The organism is Pseudomonas sp. 32A (assembly GCF_052682255.1).
In genome coordinates this window covers 1,062,616-1,081,897 of the sequence record NZ_JBQYLY010000001.1, presented here as the reverse complement: position 1 = coordinate 1,081,897, position 19,282 = coordinate 1,062,616, and the positions used below count along the sequence as shown (strand labels likewise).

The following is a 19,282-nucleotide window of genomic DNA, read 5'->3' as shown; positions in this document are numbered from 1 at the left end:
GGCGACCGGCCTTACTGCTCCAGTTGCGGCGTTTCCTGCCCCATGCAGCGCACTGCCTGTTTCTTGCTGTTCACCAATACGCCGGTCAGGCCTTTCTGCTCGGTGTCAAACAGCACCAGCACACCGTCGACACATTGCGCCACTTGCGCAGCCGGGGTCAGGGAGATTTTGTAGTCCTCGCCCGGCACGGTCTTGAGCATGGTGAAGTCGCTGAGCAGCAATGCATCCTCAGGCTTGGCGAAGTGCAAATAGCCGTAGTACCACAGGCAGCCGACGGTGCCGATGATGGTGCCGATGCCGGTGAGGATCAGGGGGATCATGTTGCGTTCTTCGCTCATTGCGGGCTCTCTGCGTTGGAATTCGGGGCCGTCGGGTAATTGGGGATTTCCCCCAGGCGGCGCAGCCCGTTGAAGTGCTGTGGGTCGTCGAGGTAGCGCAGCATCACGGTTTGCCAGGTCTTGTCGGCAAAGGTCTGCACGTGACCACCCCGGGTCAGTTGCAGCACCCTCGGTGGCGGCGCAGCTTGATACAGGCGGATGCCGTTGGACAGCGGCACGATCGGATCATCGAGGCTGTGGAACAACAACTTCGGCACCCCGGTCAGCCGCGGCATGGCGTTGATCGCACTGTCGGCATCCGGCACCAGCCACGACAACGGTACCTGGAACGGCCATGTTAGCCAGGAGGTGCTGAGGGCGAATTGTCCTACGTCACGATAACTGGCCGGCACACCGTCCAGCACCAGTGCCTTGAGTTGCGGCTGACGTTCGGGATGCGCCGCCAGATAGTGCACCACCAGCGCACCGCCCAGGCTTTGGCCCAGCACGATCAACGGTTGGCCCTGAGTTTCGGGGGCATTGTCGATCCACTTGAAGGCGGCGTCGATGTCCTGGTAAACCGCCGGCAGCGAAGCTTCACCTTCGGACAGGCCGTAACCGCGATAGTCCACCAGCAACACTTGATAGCCCTGATCCGGCAGCCACCAACTGCCACCGAGGTGCCAGGCGAGGTTGCCGCCGTTACCGTGCAGGTGCAGCACCGTGCCCTTGAGCGGCACACCGGCCTTGGCCGGCAGCCACCAGGCGTGCAGCTTGAGGCCATCGGCAGTGGTTAATGTGACGTCACGGTATTGCAGGTGCGCCTTTTCCGGGGTGAACGGCAAGCCGCGCTCCGGATAGAACAATAAGGAGCTGCAGCCGTTCAGGGTCAGTAGCAGGCAAAGAATGCCGAGGATTCTCATCCGTTGAAGCCTCGTGAGTGGGTTTGAAACGATCCTAAGACCTATGGAGATCAAAGGTGGGAGCGGGCTTGCTCGCGAATGCGGTGGTTCAGTAAACACATCTGTTGCTGATACACCGCATTCGCGAGCAAGCCCGCTCCCACCTTTTGACTGAGTTCCTTCAGAGATATCGTTAAAGGATATTGGAGTAATCCGCCTCGATCCGGTCCAGGCTCAAATGGTTGAGGAAGTTGGAGAAACACATCCACGCCGCCAACGCATTCATGTCACGGAACTGATCCGGCAGGTATTTGGGTGGTACCACCAGGCCTTCATCCACCAGTTGGCGCAGGGTACGCATGTCTTCCAGGGTGGTCTTGCCGCAGAACAGCAGCGGCACTTGCTCCAGTTTGCCTTTGCGCACGGCCAACTGAATGTAGTTGTAAACCATGATAAAGCCCTTCAAGTAAGACAAGTCCTTGGTAAACGGCAGACCCGTAGGCGTCGACCCACGGAAAACCCGGCTGGCGTTGCCGTAGCTTTCCGCCATTTCAAAGCCCTGCTCGCGGAAGAATTCGAACACCTGCAGGAAATCGGCACCCTGCTCCACCATATGGATGGCGCGGGTACGGTTGGTCAGCTTGCGCAGGCGGCTGGGGTAGGAGGCGAAGGTGATGATTTCCATCAGGATCGCCAGGCCTTCCTGGGTCACCGTCGACGAGGGCGGGCCCTTGGACAGAAAGGTGCAGATCGGCTGGTTCTGGCCATTGAGGGTGGTGCCCACATGCACCAGGCCTTCATGGACCTCCAGGGCACGCACGTCGCGGTCGTTGAACATCGCGTCGGCGCGGATCTTGATGTAGTCGGCACCTGCCGCTGCGTCCGCCACGATGCCGTCAGACTCGAACACCCGAATGGTTTCCTCGGCCTCGCCGAATACCTTGTTCAGGCGGCTTTGCAGCAGGCCGACGGCGTCTTTGGCGGTCAGGGTCTTGGCTTCGTCCTTGAGGTCGCCGCGGCCATCGATGTTGTTCAGATAGTCGGACATCATCAGGCCGAGGTCCGCCAGGGTCGGGTCACCGGCGTGGAACGCATCGGAGGCGGCGCCATACAGCTCCTGGGAAATCAGGCCGAAATCCTCGGTGCCGCGGGCTTCGAGCATGCGCACCACCATGCGGTATTCCTTGCACATGCGCCGCATGATCTGCCCGACCGGGTTGAACTGGCCCAGCTGGCGGGTGATGTCACGCTCGATGTTCTGGAACTCCAGCTTCACCGCGCTGGAATCGAACGACAGTGGCCGATTCAGGTAGTAATCGCGGTCCACCGCCGGCATTTCCTTGCCCTTGGCCTTGAGAAATCCCTGGCGAATATTCTCGTCCCACTTCACGGCGTCGAGGACGCGAATCGGTGTTTGCGCCAGCACAATGCGATCGGACAAGGTGCGTATCGTCTGCTGGTAATCGTCCACCCGGTACTTCCTCTTTAAACGTTATTTGCTCGCGCGCTGGTAGCGCACGGCTTCGACGAACACGTCGGCATTGGCCGGGTCATCCAGGTAGGCAAACACCTGGGCCATGGGGCTGTTGATCAATACACCGTCGCCTTCGACGGTTTCGACAGTGCTGCCGCCAAGGACTTTCTGGCCGACAGCCTGGTGGATCTGGTCCAGGTCGAGGTTGTAGACCACCAACTCGTGTTCATCGTTGAGCTCGAAGCCTGCCAGGATGAAATGCCCGCCAAACTTGGCCGGCAACGGCGCCGACAAATACCAGCGGCTGCCATGACGGGAAACCGTGAACAGGTATTCATCCCGCTGGCCCGGCTTGGCTTTAGGGTAGCTCACGGCTTTGTAGCGATGTTTGCCCACACGGCTGATTTGCAGGTTGAGGGGCTCGCCCCAGGCATTTTTGCTGGCCCATCTGCCAAGCAGACCATCAGGCGCCGCCTCGCTGGCCGGCAACGGGTCCTTGAACGTCACCAGGCAACCGCTGAGCAACAGGAACGACAAGGCGATCACAACGACACGCCAGGCTTTCATTGGACACTCCCCAGTGTCAGACCGAAGCCAACACCAAATGCATGTAACGCTTGAGGATCTCAAGCATTTCGTCGCTGGTCAGAGGCTCTGCACCGCCCAGCAGGCCCTGATATTCCATCCGACCGATAATCGCCGTCAACACTTTGGCATCCTGTTGCGGTTCGCGCGAACCCAATACCTGGAAAAACTGGCAAGTGCCCTGCAACAGGATTTGCTGGTGGGAGCGCACCAACTCGGCCAGGCGCGGGTTCAGCAGCGCCTCCTGCCGAAACGCCTGCTCGGCCATCAAGTGCTCGCGGCGGTTGAGCAATTGGCGCTGTACGTAATCGGCGGTCAGGCGCGCGATGTCGTCGGCCAGTTGCGAGCGTGACTGCGGGCTGCCGTCGCCGTAAGCGACCATCTCTCGCAGCAGCCCTTCGTTACGCACCCACAACTTGCCCATGAACGCCGCGCTGCGCTCCACATATTGGGCGAAGGTGTCGGTGAGCAGGTCGTCGATGTCCTTGAAGTAATAGGTAGTGGCCGATAATGGCACGCCGGCCTCTGCCGCCACCGCACGATGACGCACGGCGCGCACGCCTTCACGCACCACGATGCGCATCGCCGCATCGAGAATGTCCTGCCGGCGTTGCTCACTGCCCCGGCGACTGGCCTTGCGGCCCTGGTACTGAACACTTTCAGCCACGGCAGCGGCAATGCCGGCGGCACCCTTTTGAGCCATTACGCGGTTCACGACGGATCTTCCTTTCAGGGTGACGCGGAGCGTCACGGGCTGCGTACCCCCGCAGAGCGTGGGGACGATCATCTGGCGCTGTTAGCTTGACGCTTAAATACGCCACATAAAAAAGCCGCCTTATAAAAGGCGGCTTCGGATTTCGCTACGGTTACGCTTGTGGCCGCATGTGCGGGAACAAGATCACGTCACGGATCGACGGCGAGTTGGTCAACAACATCACCAACCGGTCGATGCCGATCCCTTCACCGGCCGTTGGCGGCATGCCGTATTCCAGGGCGCGAACGAAGTCGGCGTCGTAGTGCATCGCCTCGTCGTCGCCAGCGTCCTTGTCGGCCACCTGGGCCATGAAGCGCTCGGCCTGGTCTTCTGCGTCGTTCAGCTCGGAGTAGGCGTTGGCGATTTCACGGCCGCCGATGAACAGCTCGAAACGGTCGGTGACGTTCGGGTTGTCATCGTTGCGACGGGCCAGCGGCGACACTTCGAACGGGTACTGGGTAATGAAGTGCGGCTGTTCCAGCTTGTGCTCGACCAGCTCTTCGAAAATCATCACCTGCAATTTGCCCAGGCCTTCGAAGCCCAGCACCTTGGCGCCGGCTTTCTTGGCGATGGCGCGGGCCTTGTCGATGTCGGTCAGGTCGTCAGCGGTCAGCTCAGGGTTGTACTTGAGGATCGAATCGAACACCGACAGGCGCACGAACGGCTCGCCGAAGTGGAATACCTTGTCGCCGTACGGCACGTCGGTGGAACCCAGGACCAACTGCGCCAGTTCGCGGAACAGTTCTTCGGTCAGGTCCATGTTGTCTTCGTAGTCGGCGTAAGCCTGGTAGAACTCCAACATGGTGAATTCAGGGTTGTGACGGGTCGAAACGCCTTCGTTACGGAAGTTGCGGTTGATCTCGAACACCTTCTCGAAGCCGCCGACCACCAGGCGCTTGAGGTACAGCTCGGGCGCGATACGCAGGAACATTTCCAGGTCCAGCGCATTGTGGTGGGTTTCGAAAGGCTTGGCTGCAGCACCACCGGGGATGGTTTGCAGCATCGGCGTTTCCACTTCCAGGAAGTCACGCTTCATCAGGAAGCTGCGGATGTGGGCGATCACTTGCGAGCGCACGCGGAACGTCTGGCGCACTTCTTCGTTGACGATCAGGTCAACGTAGCGCTGGCGGTAGCGTTGTTCGGTGTCGGTCAGGCCGTGGTGCTTGTCCGGCAGCGGGCGCAGCGACTTGGTCAGCAGGCGCACGCTGGTCATTTCCACGTACAGGTCGCCCTTGCCCGAACGGGCCAGGGTGCCTTCGGCGGCAATGATGTCGCCCATGTCCCAGGTTTTCACCGAGGCCAGGGTTTCTTCAGACAGGGTTTTACGGTTGACGTAGACCTGAATGCGACCGGTCATGTCCTGGATCACCATGAACGAGCCACGGTTGAGCATGATGCGACCTGCCACCTTGACCGGGATCGCAGCCTCTGCCAGCTCTTCCTTGGTCTTGTCCGCGTACTGTTTCTGCAAGGCATCGCAGTAGTTTTCGCGGCGGAAGTCGTTGGGGAAGGCATTGCCCTTGGCGCGCTCGGCAGCAAGCTTTTCCTTGCGCAGGGCGATCAGGGAGTTTTCTTCCTGTTGCAGGGCTTGCGGGTCGAGTTGTTGGTCGCTCATGTCTTTTGAAATTCCATCACAGGTTCGTTGCCCCCGGCCTGCGGCCGGGGATCGCCGGCAAGCCGGCTCCTACAGAGTCTTTACAGGCCAGATTTCAGGCTGGCTTCCAGGTATTCGTCGATATCGCCGTCGAGCACCTTGTCGCAGTCGCTGCGTTCGATGTTGGTCCGCAGATCCTTGATCCGCGAAGCATCGAGCACATACGAACGGATCTGGTGACCCCAGCCGATATCCGACTTGGTGTCTTCCAGCGCCTGGGACGCGGCGTTACGCTTCTGCATTTCCTGCTCGTACAACTTGGCCCGCAGCATTTTCATGGCGGTGTCCTTGTTCGCGTGCTGGGAACGTTCGTTCTGGCAACTGACCACGGTGTTGGTCGGTACGTGGGTAATCCGTACGGCCGAGTCGGTGGTGTTTACGTGCTGACCACCGGCACCGGAGGAACGGTAGGTGTCGATGCGCAGGTCTGCCGGGTTGATCTCGATTTCCACCTTGTCGTCGATCTCTGGCGAGACGAAAACGGCGGAAAACGAGGTGTGGCGACGGTTGCCGGAGTCGAACGGACTCTTGCGCACCAGACGGTGCACGCCGATCTCGGTCCGCAGCCAGCCAAAGGCGTATTCGCCCTTGATGTGCACGGTCGCGCCCTTGATACCAGCGACTTCACCGGCCGACAGCTCCATGATGGTAGCGTCGAAACCGCGCTTGTCAGCCCAGCGCAGGTACATGCGCAACAGGATGTTGGCCCAGTCCTGGGCTTCGGTGCCGCCGGAACCGGCCTGGATGTCCAGGTAGGCGTTGTTCGGGTCCATTTCGTGGCTGAACATGCGGCGGAATTCGAGCTTGGCGAGGTTTTCCTCGAGACGGGCCAGCTCGGCGACGACATCGCCCGCTGCGCCTTCGTCGTCTTCTTCGACGGCCATGTCCAGCAGGTCGCGGCAATCGGCCAGGCCGGTGTTCAATTCGTCGAGGGTTTCAACGATCTGCGCCAGCGCAGCGCGCTCGCGGCCCAGTTCCTGGGCGTATTCAGGTTTGTTCCAGACAGCAGGATCTTCAAGCTCGCGATTGACTTCGGTCAGACGCTCATGCTTTTGATCGTAGTCAAAGATACCCCCGAATAGTTTCGGAGCGCTCGGACAGGTCCTTGATGGTGTTAAGGATCGGGTTGATTTCCATGGCGGGCAGCACTCGTTGGCGAACTTTTGAAAGCCGACGAGTATAACGACAAACGGGCGGGAACGGCAGCCCGCTTGGCCGATTGTGCTATGTGACATTTGCCTGGAGCTGCGAGCGCCCACCTGTGGCGAGGGGGCTTGTCCCCCGTTGGGCTGCGAAGCGGCCCCCATACAGGCTATGGAGTTCTAACTGAGAGAGTACGGTGTTCTTAAATGGGGCTGCTTCGCAGCCCAACGGGGGACAAGCCCCCTCGCCACAACAGCCCCTCAAGTACAAAGTGAGTAGCAGGAATTACTCGATCCCCACCTGATTACGCCCATTGTGCTTGGCCAGGTACAAGCCTTTGTCCGCCGCCGAGATCAACTGCCGGCAATCGGTGCCCTGCAACGGGGTCATGGTCGCCAGACCAATACTGATGGTCAGGCTCGAGCCGTCCGCCGGGGCAATGTGCGGGATTTTCAGGCCCGCCACCGCCTGGCGCAGTTTCTCGGCCACCAGCCGCGCACCGCCCGGCGAGGTGTTCGGCAGCACCAGGGCAAACTCTTCACCGCCGTAACGCGCCGGCAAATCCGAAGGACGGCTGCTGGCATCACGAATGGTCGCAGCCACCTTGCGCAAGGCCTCGTCGCCCTCCAGGTGGCCGAAGCTGTCGTTGTAGGTCTTGAAGAAGTCTACGTCGATCATCAGCAGCGACAGTTGGGTCTGGTCACGCATGGCACGGCGCCACTCCAGCTCCAGGTATTCGTCGAAGTGCCGGCGATTGGACAGGCCGGTCAGGCCATCGGAGTTCATCAGCCGTTGCAGCACCAGGTTGGTGTCCAGCAACTGTTGTTGGCTGACCCGCAGCGCCCGGTAGGCCGCGTCCCGCTGCAACAAGGTCATGTAGGAGCGCGAGTGGTAACGGATGCGCGCCACCAGCTCGATGTTATCCGGCAGCTTGACCAGGTAATCGTTGGCCCCGGCGGCAAACGCCGCGCTCTTGATCAGCGGGTCTTCCTTGGTGGAAAGCACGATGATCGGGATGTTCTGCGTCGCCGGGTGATTACGGTATTCACGCACCAGGGTCAGGCCGTCGAGCCCCGGCATCACCAGGTCCTGCAGGATCACCGTCGGCTTGATACGGATCGCCTGGGCAATGGCCTGGTGCGGGTCGGCGCAGAAATGGAAGTCGATGTTGTCTTCATGGGCCAGGCCCCGGCGTACGGCTTCGCCGATCATGGCCTGGTCGTCGACGAGCAACACCATGGCGGCATTTTCGTCGGTCTTGAAGTCGTCGAGCTGTAAATCATTCATTTACGGTCACCTGAATTACTACCTGCAGGCCAGGACAGCGTGTGATATCGGTCATTTTGCGAATACTTCCAGCAATCGTGGCGCAATTCTGTCCAATGGGCGAATTTCAACAGCCGCGTCGATCGCCGCTGCCGCTTTGGGCATGCCGTAAACAGCACAGCTTTGCTGGTCCTGCGCGATGGTCAGGTAGCCTTGCTGACGCATCAGTTTAAGTCCCTGGGCGCCATCACGCCCCATCCCCGTCAGCAGCACGCCGACGGCATCGCCATTCCAGTGGCTGGCGACGCTCTCGAAAAACACGTCGATGGACGGCCGATAAATCTCGTTCACCGGCTCTGCGGTATAGGCCAGCGTGCCGTTCTTCAGCAGCCGAATATGATGGTTGGTGCCCGCCAGTAACACGACGCCACTTTGGGGCGGCTCGCCTTCCCGGGCCAGGCGTACCGGCAGGCCAGAGGCGCTGCTCAGCCATTCGGCCATGCCGGCGGCGAACACCTGGTCCACATGCTGCACCAGCACAATGGCCGGCGAAAAGTCCCGGGGCAAGCCCTTGAGCAGGGATTCCAGGGCAGCCGGGCCACCGGCGGACGAACCAATGGCCACCAGGCTCTGGCGTTTGCCCATGGTGCGCTGGGGCGCAGGTTCGGCCCGCACGCGGCTGCCACGCTGGCCGATCAGCCAGCCGATGTTGAGGATCTTGCGCAACAGCGGCGCCGCGGCGTCCTTCGGGTTACCCACACCCAGCGCTGGGGTGTCGACCACATCCAGGGCGCCATGACCCATGGCTTCAAACACACGGCTGACGTTGGCCTGACGGTCGACAGTGACGATAAGAATCGCACAAGGGCTCTCGGCCATGATCTGCCGGGTGGCTTCCACGCCGTCCATCACCGGCATGATCAGGTCCATCAGAATCAGGTCCGGCGTCAGCTCGGCGCAGCGCTGCACCGCCTCCAGGCCATTGTTGGCGACCCACACCACTTCATGGGCCGGCTCAAGACTCAGCGCCCGGCGCAAGGCTTCCACAGCTATGGGCATGTCATTGACGATCGCAATCCTCATGCCCGGGCTCCTCCAATCAGCTCCACCACCGCGTCCAACAACGCGTCGTCATGGAAGCTGGCCTTGGCTAGATAATAGTCGGCGCCGGCGTCCAGTCCACGGCGGCGGTCTTCTTCCCGATCTTTGTAGGAAACAACCATCACCGGCAGGGATTGCAGGCGAGTATCACGGCGCAAGAGTGTGACCAATTCAATACCGTCCATGCGAGGCATATCAATGTCAGTGATCAACAGGTCGAAGTCTTCGGAGCGCAGCGCGTTCCAGCCATCCATGCCATCGACCGCCACGGCTACTTCGTAACCGCGATTAAGTAACAGTTTGCGTTGCAGCTCGCGCACGGTCAGTGAGTCATCCACCACCAGAATACGCTTGCGCGCTGCTTCCTGGGTTTGCTGGGTACGCCGGGCGATACGCTCCAGACGACCGGTATTGAGCAGCTTGTCCACTGAACGCAGCATGTCTTCAACGTCGACGATCAACACCACCGAGCCGTCATCGAGCAGGGCACCGGCGGAGATGTCCTGGACCTTGCCCAACCGGGCATCCAGGGGCAGCACCACCAGCGTGCGCTCGCCGATAAACCGCTCCACGGCAATCCCGTAGACGGCATCGCGCTCGCGGATCACCACGACCTTGAGGGTTTCCTGATTGCCCTGCCCGGGCGGGCGCTGCAGCAACTGGCTGGCGGCGACCAGGCCGACATGCCGGCCTTCGTGCCAGAAATGCTGGCGACCTTCCAGTTGCACGATGTCGTCGGGGGCCAGGTCACACATGCGTTCGATGTGGGCCAGCGGGAAGGCGTAGGCCTCTTCGCCGACTTCCACCACCAGGCTGCGCACCACCGACAGGGTCAACGGCACTTCAAGATGGAAGCGACTGCCCTGCCCCGCCGTTTGCTCCAGCACCACCGCGCCGCGCAACTGGCGAACCATATGCTGCACCGCATCCAGACCGACCCCGCGCCCGGAAACCTCGGTGACTTTGTCCCGCAGGCTGAACCCCGGCAGGAACAGGAACGTCAGCAGTTCCTCTTCGCTCAGGCGCAGGGCGGTTTCCAGCGGCGACAAATGCCGGTCGACGATGGTGCCCCGCAGGCGCTCCAGGTCGACGCCGTTGCCGTCGTCACTCAGTTCCAGCACCAGCAGGCCAGCCTGGTGGGACGCTCGCAGGCGGATCAAGCCTTCGGCGGGTTTGCCGGCCAACAAGCGTTGCTCGGGCATTTCGATGCCGTGGTCGACGGCATTGCGTAATAGGTGAGTCAGCGGCGCTTCAAGCTTTTCCAGCACGTCGCGGTCGACCTGGGTCTTCTCGCCTTCGATTTCCAGGCGCACCTGTTTGCCGAGGCTGCGGCCGAGGTCACGCACCATGCGCACCTGCCCGGCCAACACGTCGGCAAACGGTCGCATGCGGCATGCCAGCGCGGTGTCGTACAAGACTTGGGCGCGCTGCCCGGCCTGCCAGCCGAACTCATCGATTTCGGCGGTTTTTTCCGCGAGCAACGCCTGGGCCTCGCTCAACAGGCGGCGGGTGTCGGCCAGGGCTTCCTGGGCTTCCAGGCTCAGGTCGACGGTCTTGAGGTGGCCGTCGAGGTTATCCAGAGCCCGGGCACTGTTGCTCTGGATGCGCTTGAGGCGTTGCAAACTGGCCAGGTAAGGCTTGAGCCGCTGGGTTTCCACCAGGGATTTGCTGGACAGGTCCAACAGGCTGTTCAAGCGTTCGGCGGTGACCCGCAGCACCCGCTCGCCGCCTTCGGTCATGCGCTTGTTCTGGCGAGGCAGCTCGGCACTGACGGGCGGCGCGGGTTCGGGCTCCGGCGGCAGGGTCAGCAGCGCTTCCATCGACAATTCAGGTTCCGGCGCGGGTGCTGGCGGTGGCGCAACGGGCGGCGCGACTTTTTGCGACGGGTCGAGCAAACGCTCCATCAGCGCCACGTAGGACTCGATGTCCGACGCGCCCACGGTGTTGCCCGGCGTGGCGATGCGCATCAGCAAATCGGTGCCTTGCAGCAGCGCGTCGATATGTTCCGGCAGCAGGTACAGCCGGCTTTCCTGGGCGCTGACCAGGCAATCTTCCATCACGTGGGCGACGCTGACACCGGCGTCCACCCCGACAATCCGCGCCGCGCCCTTCAGGGAATGGGCGGCGCGCATGCAGGCTTCGAGCTGGTCGGCCTGAGTCGGGTTGCGCTCCAGGGCCAGCAGACCGGCGCTGAGCACCTGGGTCTGGGCGTCGGCTTCCAGGCTGAACAGTTCCAGCAGCGAGGCGTCGCGCATCTGGTCGGGGGTCATGTGAGACTCCGGGTCACGGCAGACAACAATTGCGCCTCGTCCAGCCAGCGCAGGCTGCGGCCTTTCCACTGCAACACGCCTTGGGTATAGCGGGCGCTGGCCTGGGTGCCCGAGGCAGACGCCGCGTTCAAGGTGCGTTCATCAATGGCATGGATGCCGTCCACTTCGTCCACCGGCACCACCACCGGGCCGTCCTGCGCCGCGATGATCAGCATGCGCGGCATGATTCGCCCGCCACTGGGGCCGCTGCTGGTGCCGTCCAGCCCCAGTAACTCCACCAGGGACAGGCACGCCACCAGCGCGCCGCGCACATTGGCCACGCCCAGCAAGGCTCGCGAACGCTGGTGCGGCAAGGAATGGATCGGTTGCAGCGGCGCCACTTCCACCAGACAGCGGGTGGCGATGCCCAGCCATTCTTCACCGAGGCGGAACATCAACAGCGAACGGGTGACCACATCGCCTTCGACTTCCGGCGCCGCTATGTGACGATGATCGTCCTGCTGCAAGGCGTAGCGGTCGAGCAGGCGCGTGGCGGCGGCGGAATACACCGAGCAGTTGCGACAGTGGATGTGTTCGGCCAGCAACGGGCAAGACTTGTCGCCGTGAATGCCGATACGGTTCCAGCAGTCGTCGATGGCTTGGGTGTCGGCCAGGGCCAGGTTCAGCGCGGTATCCAGGGTCATTGTTTACGCTCACTGCGGGCGGCACGGGCCTGCAAACGGCGGGCGCCGGCGACATCACCCTGGGATTCGAGCAACGCCGCCAGGTGCATCAAAGCCTGCGGGTGCTGGGGTTCCAGGTACAAGGCTTTTCGATAATAACCCTGGGCTTCCAGGGCGCTGCCGGCCACATCGCTGAGCAGGCCCAGCCAATAAAACACCTGGGCTGCTGGCGGGTGCGTTTGCAGATAACGCTCGCAGGCGGCACGGGCCTCAAGGCTTTTGCCTTCATTGGCCAGGGTTGCGATCTGGCTGAGCAGGTCGGCAGCGTCCGACTGCGCGGGCGGCGGTTTGATCGGAACGACGGGTTGCGCGCTGATCGTGCTGAACGGCCGGGGCTTGGTCGGGATAGGCGCGGCACTGCGCTGGGGGATCGGCGCAGGCATCGGCACAAATACCGGTTCCGGCGCAGGTTCAGCGTGGCGACTGAAGGCAAACGACTGCGGCACACCCATCGAGCGCATGCCCAGGCGCCCCAGCAGGCTGCCTTCGGCAGGCCCGATAAACAGCACGCCGTCGACGTGGGTCAGGCCCTTGAGCACTTCAAACACCTGCTTCTGGGTGGGCTGATCGAAGTAGATCAGCAGGTTGCGGCAGAACACAAAATCGTAGCTGGGCTCATTGGCCAGCAACGTGGGGTCCAGCAGGTTGCCCACTTGCAGGCGCACTTGCTCACGTACCCGGTCGGCAATTCGATAGCCGTCGGTTTGCTCGGTGAAGTGGCGATCGCGGAACTCGATGTCCTGGCCGCGAAACGAATTCTTGCCGTACACCCCACGGCGGGCGCGCTCCACCGACAGCGGGCTGACGTCCATGCCCTGCACCTTGAACTGATGCGGTGCCAGACCGACGTCGAGCAAGGCCATGGCAATCGAATAGGGTTCTTCGCCGGTGGAACATGGCAGGCTGAGGATCCGCAGGGCGCGCATGTGTTTGATTTCGGCCAGGCGTGCGACCGCCAGCCGGCCCAAAGTGGCGAACGACTCGGGGTAACGGAAAAACCACGTCTCGGGCACGATCACCGCTTCGATCAGCGCCTGCTGTTCGTCGGTGGAGGCCAGCAACTGCTGCCAGTATTGATCTGCGGTCTGCGCATTCAGTGACTGGCTGCGTTGGCGCACGGCACGCTCGATGATCGCTTCGCCCACCGAGGCCACATCGAGGCCGATGCGTTCTTTCAGGAAGTCGAAGAAGCGTTGATCACTGCTCATCAGCCCTCCTCGCCGGCGGCAAACAGCAGCGCCTGCACATCGGCCGTCAGCAGGTCGGCCACGCCAATCCACTGCATCAAGCCATGCTCGTCTTCGCGCACCGGCCCCAGGTACGGTGCTTCGCGGTTGTCGAGCCCGTAGGGCTGGAACTCTGCCGGATCACAGCGCAAGGTGTCGGTGGCTTGTTCGAGGATCAGCCCCAGCCAGCGCGCCGGAGCCAGTGCATCCGGCTGATAGTTGACCAGTACCAGGCGCGTGCTGGTGCGCGCCTGGGCCGGCGTGCCGAAGGTCAGGGCACTGAGGTCGATCACCGGCACCATCGCCCCGCGATGGGCAAAGATCCCGGCGACCCACACAGGCGCATGGGCAATCGGCTTGAGCGGCAGGCGCGGCAGTACCTCGGCCACTTCCGTGGCCTTGAGGGCATAGCGTTCATTGCCGATGTGAAACACCAGGAACAGTGCTTTCTTCACTGCCGCAACGGCACCGCGTTTAGCCGCGAAGTCGCTCATCAGACTTTGAAACGCGACACGCCGCTGCGCAGGCCGACCGCGACCTGGCTCAGCTCGTCGATGGCAAAGCTGGCCTGGCGCAACGACTCTACGGTCTGGCTGCTGGCATCGCCCAACTGCACCAGCGCATGGTTGATCTGTTCCGCGCCGGTGGCCTGGGCCTGCATGCCTTCGTTGACCATCAACACCCGCGGCGCCAGGGCCTGCACCTGATGGATGATCTGCGACAACTGCTCGCCCACTTGCTGCACCTCGAACATGCCACGGCGCACTTCTTCAGAGAACTTGTCCATACCCATCACCCCGGCCGACACCGCCGACTGGATCTCGCGCACCATCTGCTCGATGTCATAAGTGGCGACGGCGGTCTGATCGGCCAGGCGCCGTACTTCGGTGGCCACCACGGCAAACCCGCGACCGTATTCACCGGCCTTCTCGGCCTCGATGGCGGCATTGAGGGACAGCAGGTTGGTCTGGTCGGCAACCTTGACGATGGTCACCACCACCTGGTTGATGTTGCCGGCCTTCTCATTGAGGATCGCCAGCTTGGCGTTCACCAGATCGGCCGCGCCCATCACCGAGTGCATGGTTTCTTCCATGCGTGCCAGGCCTTGCTGGCCGGAACCGGCGGCTACCGAGGCCTGGTCGGCAGCGGTGGAGACTTCGGTCATGGTGCGGACCAGGTCCTTGGACGTGGCGGCGATTTCCCGGGAAGTAGCGCCGATTTCTGTAGTGGTCGCAGCGGTTTCCGTGGCGGTGGCCTGTTGTTGCTTAGAGGTGGCGGCAATCTCGGTGACCGAGGTGGTGACCTGGACCGAAGAGCGTTGGGCCTGGGATACCAGGGCAGTGAGCTCGGTCATCATGTCGTTGAAGCCGGTTTCCACCGCGCCGAATTCGTCCTTGCGTTCCAGGTTCAGGCGTTTGCTCAGGTCGCCGGTGCGCATGACTTCGAGGATGTCGACGATGCGTTTCATCGGCGCCATGATCGCGCGCATCAGCAGCAGGCCACAGAGACCGGCGGCGAGGATCGCGAGGATCAGGGAGACGCCCATGCTGATTTTTGCAGCGGACACCGCGTCGTCGATGGCGTTGGTGGCGCGGTCGGCGACGTTTTTGTTTTCGGTAATGATGTCGTTGAGCTTCTTGCGGCCTGCGGTCCAGGTCGGGGTCAGCTCTTCGTCGAACACTTTGCGGGCGGCGGCGACGTCATTGCGTTGCAGATTGTCGGTTACGGTGGCCAATGCCTTGTTGTAGGCCTGGTGCAGGGCTTCGAATTTATCGAACTCGGCCTGATCGTCAGCGCCGTTGATGGTTGCCTTGTAATTGGCCATCTGCGTGATGATGCGCGCTTCGAAGGACTTGTAGTCGGCCTTGTCGGCTTCGGTGAGTGTCTTGTCTTTGCGCAGGCCGATGATGTCGAGGGTGTCGAGGTAGCTGTCGACCCAGGCGCTGCGGATCATGGAGCTGAGGTAGACCCCGGGGACTGCGTCGTCGCGGACTGACTCTTCGCCAGCTTCGATCTTCAACAGGCGTGAATACGAGACCACTACCATCAGCAACATGATCGCGATGATGACCGCAAAGCTTGCCAATATCCGTTGGCGCAAGGTCCAGTTCTTCACAGTAATTCCTCGAGGGCCATTCAAATGGAGGGGAGTATAGCTGAGCGGGTGCCATCATTAATCAACGGGTTGTGGGATCTGGGTCACGCTCGGGGGGAAAGTTTTCTTGGGGGGGGGGGGGGGGGGGGGGGGGGGCATATCCGTTGCTGCGGTAACGGCCACCTATGGTTCCGCTCTTACAGCGGCTCACTTTTGAAGAGCGCAAAAGTAAGCAAAACGCTCTTGCCCCACCACTCGGCTCCTCGCCTAGGCTCGGAGTGCCCTCACTCCGGCTTTGGACCGTGGGCCGCCGTCATGGGCCATCCTTGGCCCAGGACGGCTAACCTGGCGTCCTGCCAGGTTACCCACGCTCCAAAGCCTGCGTTCGGCCAGCGTGGTTTAACGGGGCGCCTAAGATCAAAATCAAGATCAAAAGCACAGCGGCCTCCCGGCCGGCTTGAGTGTTGAAGAGCAAAATCAAAATCTAAAGCGGGCACGGTCCAAAAAATGTGGGAGCGGGCTTGCTCGCGAAGGTCGTTAACGATGACGCGGGCATTCTGGATGAACGCGGCGCTCTCAGGTTTTTCGCGAGCAAGCCCGCTCCCACAGAAAAGCAGATCTGTTTTCGCTCTGGATCTTGCCTTTGCTTTTAACACTCAAGCCGGCCGGGAGGCCGCTGTGCTTTTGCTTTTGATTTTGATCTGACTGCCCCAATAAGCCCGAGGCCGAACGCAGGTATTGCGGAGCGGGTAAACCGGCAGGACGCCGGTTTAGCCGCGCCGGGCCATGGATGGCCCGTCGCGGCGGCCCGCGGAGCAATGCCGGAGTGAGGGAACACCGAGCCTAGGCGAGGTGCCGACAGGCGGGGCAGAGCGTTTTGGTTACTTTGCCGCTTTTGCAAAGTGACTCGCTGTAAGAGCGAAACCATAAGTGGCCGTTACCGAAGAAACGGATATGTACACAATCAAACCACCACAGCCTGACGCACCTGCTTCTCCAGTTCAGCCTTCAACCCAGGCTCCAACTTAAGCTGCCGCGCCAACTCATCGAGATACGACTTCTCCATGAAGTTCTCCTCATCCACCAACATCACACTGGCGATATACATCTCGGCAGCCAACTCCGGAGTGCTGGCAGCCCGAGCCACATCTGCCGGATCCAGCGGCTTGTTCAGCTCAGCATGCAGCCACTGCTGCAACTCACGATCGTTATCCAGCTTCAAAAACTCCCCTTCGATCAACGCCCGCTCCCGCTCATCCACATGCCCGTCAGCCTTGGCCGCGGCCACCAGCGCCTTCAAAATCCCCTGGCTATGCTGCTCGACCTGGGCCGGCGGCAGGCGATCAATGGTCTGCGGCTCCCCCTGAGGCGCATTGGCCTGCTGCGCCTGCCAGTTGCCATACGCCTTGTAGGCAATCACCCCCAACGCCGCCAACCCACCGTAGGTCAGCGCCTTACCGCCAAACTTGCGGGCTTTCTTGTTACCCAGCAACAACCCCATGGCACCGGCCGCGAGGGCCCCACCACCGGCACCGCCGAGCAAGCTACCCAACCCGCCGCTGCCCAGCAGGCCGCCAAGGGCACCTTTGTCATCTGACTTGCGCTGCCCGCCAGCCTTGTTCTGCAACATGTCCTGCCCGGATTTGAGCAGTTGATCGAGCAATCCACGGGTATTCATTCACAGCCTCCAGAAACTAGGGTTCACAGGACCAATAGGCCCCCAGCGTAAAACTAAGTGCCAAAAACCCCCGATCTAGAGTGCTTCCAGATGTAACGCGCTTACCCCTCAATTAAAACGATATACACTCGAACAAATCCTGCGCCAGGCGCACATGATCCTTGCCACCTTCGACAACGCCAAGCGCAGCCTGCAAGTGGGCTAATCCCTGTGAATGATCGTTCCCACGCTCTGCGTGGGAATGCCTCTCGTGACGCTCCGCGCCACAACGCTTCGCAGAAACGTCTTGTTTCACATGCAACGCCATCAACCCGCCATCAATCATTTTTCCTTCCGCACCGAACCGCTTAAGCTATTTGGCATCTGTTTAATGTCCGTTGCGTTTGGCCGAAGGCATGTCCGAACCGTTTTCCTTGATCCAGCACGTGCCAGGAACGGCGCGGGATTGTTCACGACAGGTTGTATTTATGCACCGCAGGAATTTGCTCAAAGCGTCCATGGCCATTGCGGCTTACACCGGTCTGTCGGCCAGTGGCCTGCTGGCCGCCCAAGCCTGGGCGGGCAATCGCGCCGCTGATGGCGAGGCTCAGGCCTTCGATTTCGAGGCGCTGAAGATTCAGGCCAAGCAACTGGCCGGCAATCGCTACCAGGACACCAAACAGGTATTGCCGCCGACCCTGGCGACCATGACCCCGCAGAATTTCAATGCCATCGGCTACGACGGCAAGCATTCGCTGTGGAAAGAATTGAACGGCCAGCTGGACGTGCAGTTCTTCCACGTCGGCATGGGCTTCAAGACGCCGGTGCGCATGTACAGCGTCGACCCGAAAACCCGTCAGGCCCGCGAGGTGCACTTCCGCCCTTCGCTGTTCAACTATGAAAAAACCACGGTAGACACCAAGCAACTGACCGGCGACCTGGGTTTCTCCGGCTTCAAGCTGTTCAAGGCCCCGGAGCTGGACCGCCATGACGTGCTGTCCTTCCTCGGCGCCAGCTACTTCCGCGCGGTGGATTCCACCGGCCAGTACGGCCTTTCCGCACGCGGCCTGGCCATCGATACCTACGCGAAGAAGCGCGAGGAATTCCCGGACTTCACCAAGTTCTGGTTCGAAACCCCGGACAAGGACAGCACCCGCTTCGTGGTCTACGCCCTGCTGGATTCGCCAAGCGCTACCGGTGCCTACCGCTTCGATATCGACTGCCAGGCCAACCAGGTGGTGATGGGCATCGACGCCCACATCAACGCGCGCACCGCCATCGAACAACTGGGCATCGCGCCGATGACCAGCATGTTCAGCTGCGGCACGGTTGAGCGGCGGATGTGCGACACCATCCACCCGCAAATCCACGACTCGGATCGCCTGGCCATGTGGCGCGGCAATGGCGAGTGGATCTGCCGCCCGCTGAACAACCCGGCCACCCTGCAATTCAACGCGTTTGCCGACAAAGACCCGAAAGGCTTCGGCCTGGTGCAGACCGACCATGAGTTCGCCAGCTACCAGGACACCGTGGACTGGTACAGCAAGCGCCCAAGCCTGTGGGTAGAACCTACAACCTCGTGGGGCGAAGGCTCTATCGACCTGCTGGAAATTCCTACAACCGGCGAAACCCTGGACAACATCGTGGCCTTCTGGACCCCGAAGAAACCCGTGGCAGCCGGTGAATCCCTGAACTATGGCTACAAGCTCTACTGGAGCGCCCTGCCGCCGGTCAGCACATCACTGGCGAAGGTCAATGCCACCCGTTCGGGCATGGGCGGTTTCACCGAAGGTTGGGCACCGGGCGAGCATTACCCTGAAGTCTGGGCGCGGCGCTTTGCGGTGGACTTCAACGGCGGCGGGCTGGATCGTTTGCCAGAAGGCACCGGGATCGAGCCGGTGGTGACGTGCTCCCATGGCGAGGTCAAAGACTTCAGCGTATTGGTGCTGGATGCCATCAAGGGTTATCGAATCCTGTTTGACTGGTACCCGACCAGCGACAGTGTCGAGCCGGTTGAACTGCGGCTGTTCATCCGCACCCAGGACCGTACCTTGAGCGAAACCTGGCTGTACCAGTACTTCCCGCCCGCGCCAGACAAGCGCAAGTACACCTGATA

The 19,282-nt window shown here is 61.5% G+C and carries 16 protein-coding genes; 1 reads left to right on the top strand and 15 read right to left on the bottom strand.

Annotated elements, in window-relative coordinates:
- Window positions 1–11: 11 nt before the first annotated feature.
- From ACUN0G_RS04895 to ACUN0G_RS04825, 15 genes are all read right to left on the bottom strand, one after another.
- Window positions 12–338 (bottom strand): hypothetical protein, encoded by a 327-nt coding sequence (locus ACUN0G_RS04895; protein ID WP_003219233.1) that lies wholly within the window; start codon window positions 336–338, stop codon window positions 12–14.
- The gene (locus tag ACUN0G_RS04890; protein WP_445572813.1) at window positions 335–1,240 is read right to left on the bottom strand and encodes an alpha/beta hydrolase; all 906 of its coding nucleotides are present in this window, start codon (window positions 1,238–1,240) and stop codon (window positions 335–337) included. Before ACUN0G_RS04890 ends, ACUN0G_RS04895 begins: the two co-directional genes overlap by 4 nt.
- A 172-nt stretch (window positions 1,241–1,412) precedes the next feature.
- Window positions 1,413–2,690 (bottom strand): flavohemoglobin expression-modulating QEGLA motif protein, encoded by a 1,278-nt coding sequence (locus tag ACUN0G_RS04885; protein ID WP_076017484.1) that lies wholly within the window; start codon window positions 2,688–2,690, stop codon window positions 1,413–1,415.
- A 21-nt stretch (window positions 2,691–2,711) separates the two neighbouring features.
- The gene (locus tag ACUN0G_RS04880; RefSeq protein ID WP_421525329.1) at window positions 2,712–3,260 is read right to left on the bottom strand and encodes a hypothetical protein; all 549 of its coding nucleotides are present in this window, start codon (window positions 3,258–3,260) and stop codon (window positions 2,712–2,714) included.
- Window positions 3,261–3,276: 16 nt separating this feature from the next.
- Entirely contained in the window at window positions 3,277–3,993 is a 717-nt protein-coding gene (locus ACUN0G_RS04875) for a TetR/AcrR family transcriptional regulator (RefSeq protein ID WP_177047402.1), read from the bottom strand.
- Between the two features lie 151 nt (window positions 3,994–4,144).
- Window positions 4,145–5,647 carry a lysine--tRNA ligase gene (lysS, locus tag ACUN0G_RS04870; RefSeq protein ID WP_421553676.1) on the bottom strand — a complete coding sequence of 501 codons (1,503 nt, stop codon included), beginning with the start codon at window positions 5,645–5,647 and terminating at the stop codon, window positions 4,145–4,147.
- Window positions 5,648–5,727: 80 nt separating this feature from the next.
- Window positions 5,728–6,823 (bottom strand): peptide chain release factor 2 gene (prfB, locus tag ACUN0G_RS04865; RefSeq protein WP_258343958.1). Its coding sequence is split into 2 segments (ribosomal slippage): window positions 5,728–6,750 and window positions 6,752–6,823, totalling 1,095 coding nucleotides; the frame shifts between segments, so codons are not numbered across the junction.
- 291 nt (window positions 6,824–7,114) lie between these two features.
- Window positions 7,115–8,116, bottom strand: a complete 1,002-nt coding sequence (locus ACUN0G_RS04860; protein WP_258343956.1) for a diguanylate cyclase domain-containing protein — start codon at window positions 8,114–8,116, stop codon at window positions 7,115–7,117.
- 51 nt (window positions 8,117–8,167) lie between these two features.
- Window positions 8,168–9,178 (bottom strand): chemotaxis response regulator protein-glutamate methylesterase, encoded by a 1,011-nt coding sequence (locus ACUN0G_RS04855; protein ID WP_445572812.1) that lies wholly within the window; start codon window positions 9,176–9,178, stop codon window positions 8,168–8,170.
- Window positions 9,175–11,466, bottom strand: coding sequence for a hybrid sensor histidine kinase/response regulator (locus tag ACUN0G_RS04850; protein WP_445572811.1), 2,292 nt, complete (start codon window positions 11,464–11,466; stop codon window positions 9,175–9,177). The genes ACUN0G_RS04855 and ACUN0G_RS04850 overlap by 4 nt, the downstream gene beginning before the upstream one ends.
- A complete protein-coding gene (locus tag ACUN0G_RS04845) occupies window positions 11,463–12,149 on the bottom strand; it encodes a chemotaxis protein CheW (protein ID WP_445572810.1) in 687 nt (228 codons plus the stop codon). The genes ACUN0G_RS04850 and ACUN0G_RS04845 overlap by 4 nt, the downstream gene beginning before the upstream one ends.
- Window positions 12,146–13,396, bottom strand: a complete 1,251-nt coding sequence (locus ACUN0G_RS04840; protein WP_445572809.1) for a CheR family methyltransferase — start codon at window positions 13,394–13,396, stop codon at window positions 12,146–12,148. Before ACUN0G_RS04840 ends, ACUN0G_RS04845 begins: the two co-directional genes overlap by 4 nt.
- Complete coding sequence (locus tag ACUN0G_RS04835; protein ID WP_445572808.1) at window positions 13,396–13,908, bottom strand: chemotaxis protein CheW; 513 nt, start codon at window positions 13,906–13,908, stop codon at window positions 13,396–13,398. Before ACUN0G_RS04835 ends, ACUN0G_RS04840 begins: the two co-directional genes overlap by 1 nt.
- Entirely contained in the window at window positions 13,908–15,530 is a 1,623-nt protein-coding gene (locus tag ACUN0G_RS04830; protein ID WP_258343948.1) for a methyl-accepting chemotaxis protein, read from the bottom strand. The genes ACUN0G_RS04835 and ACUN0G_RS04830 overlap by 1 nt, the downstream gene beginning before the upstream one ends.
- Window positions 15,531–16,473: 943 nt before the next feature.
- Entirely contained in the window at window positions 16,474–17,187 is a 714-nt protein-coding gene (locus ACUN0G_RS04825; protein ID WP_445572807.1) for a tellurite resistance TerB family protein, read from the bottom strand.
- Between the two features lie 467 nt (window positions 17,188–17,654).
- Between ACUN0G_RS04825 and ACUN0G_RS04820 the strand changes: the two genes are divergently transcribed.
- Window positions 17,655–19,280, top strand: a complete 1,626-nt coding sequence (locus ACUN0G_RS04820; RefSeq protein ID WP_445572806.1) for a glucan biosynthesis protein D — start codon at window positions 17,655–17,657, stop codon at window positions 19,278–19,280.
- Window positions 19,281–19,282 lie beyond the last annotated feature (2 nt).

Coding starts and splice junctions, on each gene's coding strand:
- ACUN0G_RS04895 (WP_003219233.1), bottom strand. CDS start 338: ATGAGCGAAGAACGCAACATGATCCCCCTGATCCTCACCGGCATCGGC.
- ACUN0G_RS04890 (WP_445572813.1), bottom strand. CDS start 1,240: ATGAGAATCCTCGGCATTCTTTGCCTGCTACTGACCCTGAACGGCTGC.
- ACUN0G_RS04880 (WP_421525329.1), bottom strand. CDS start 3,260: ATGAAAGCCTGGCGTGTCGTTGTGATCGCCTTGTCGTTCCTGTTGCTC.
- lysS (WP_421553676.1), bottom strand. CDS start 5,647: ATGAGCGACCAACAACTCGACCCGCAAGCCCTGCAACAGGAAGAAAAC.
- ACUN0G_RS04860 (WP_258343956.1), bottom strand. CDS start 8,116: ATGAATGATTTACAGCTCGACGACTTCAAGACCGACGAAAATGCCGCC.
- ACUN0G_RS04855 (WP_445572812.1), bottom strand. CDS start 9,178: ATGAGGATTGCGATCGTCAATGACATGCCCATAGCTGTGGAAGCCTTG.
- ACUN0G_RS04850 (WP_445572811.1), bottom strand. CDS start 11,466: ATGACCCCCGACCAGATGCGCGACGCCTCGCTGCTGGAACTGTTCAGC.
- ACUN0G_RS04845 (WP_445572810.1), bottom strand. CDS start 12,149: ATGACCCTGGATACCGCGCTGAACCTGGCCCTGGCCGACACCCAAGCC.
- ACUN0G_RS04840 (WP_445572809.1), bottom strand. CDS start 13,396: ATGAGCAGTGATCAACGCTTCTTCGACTTCCTGAAAGAACGCATCGGC.
- ACUN0G_RS04835 (WP_445572808.1), bottom strand. CDS start 13,908: ATGAGCGACTTCGCGGCTAAACGCGGTGCCGTTGCGGCAGTGAAGAAA.
- ACUN0G_RS04825 (WP_445572807.1), bottom strand. CDS start 17,187: ATGAATACCCGTGGATTGCTCGATCAACTGCTCAAATCCGGGCAGGAC.
- ACUN0G_RS04820 (WP_445572806.1), top strand. CDS start 17,655: ATGCACCGCAGGAATTTGCTCAAAGCGTCCATGGCCATTGCGGCTTAC.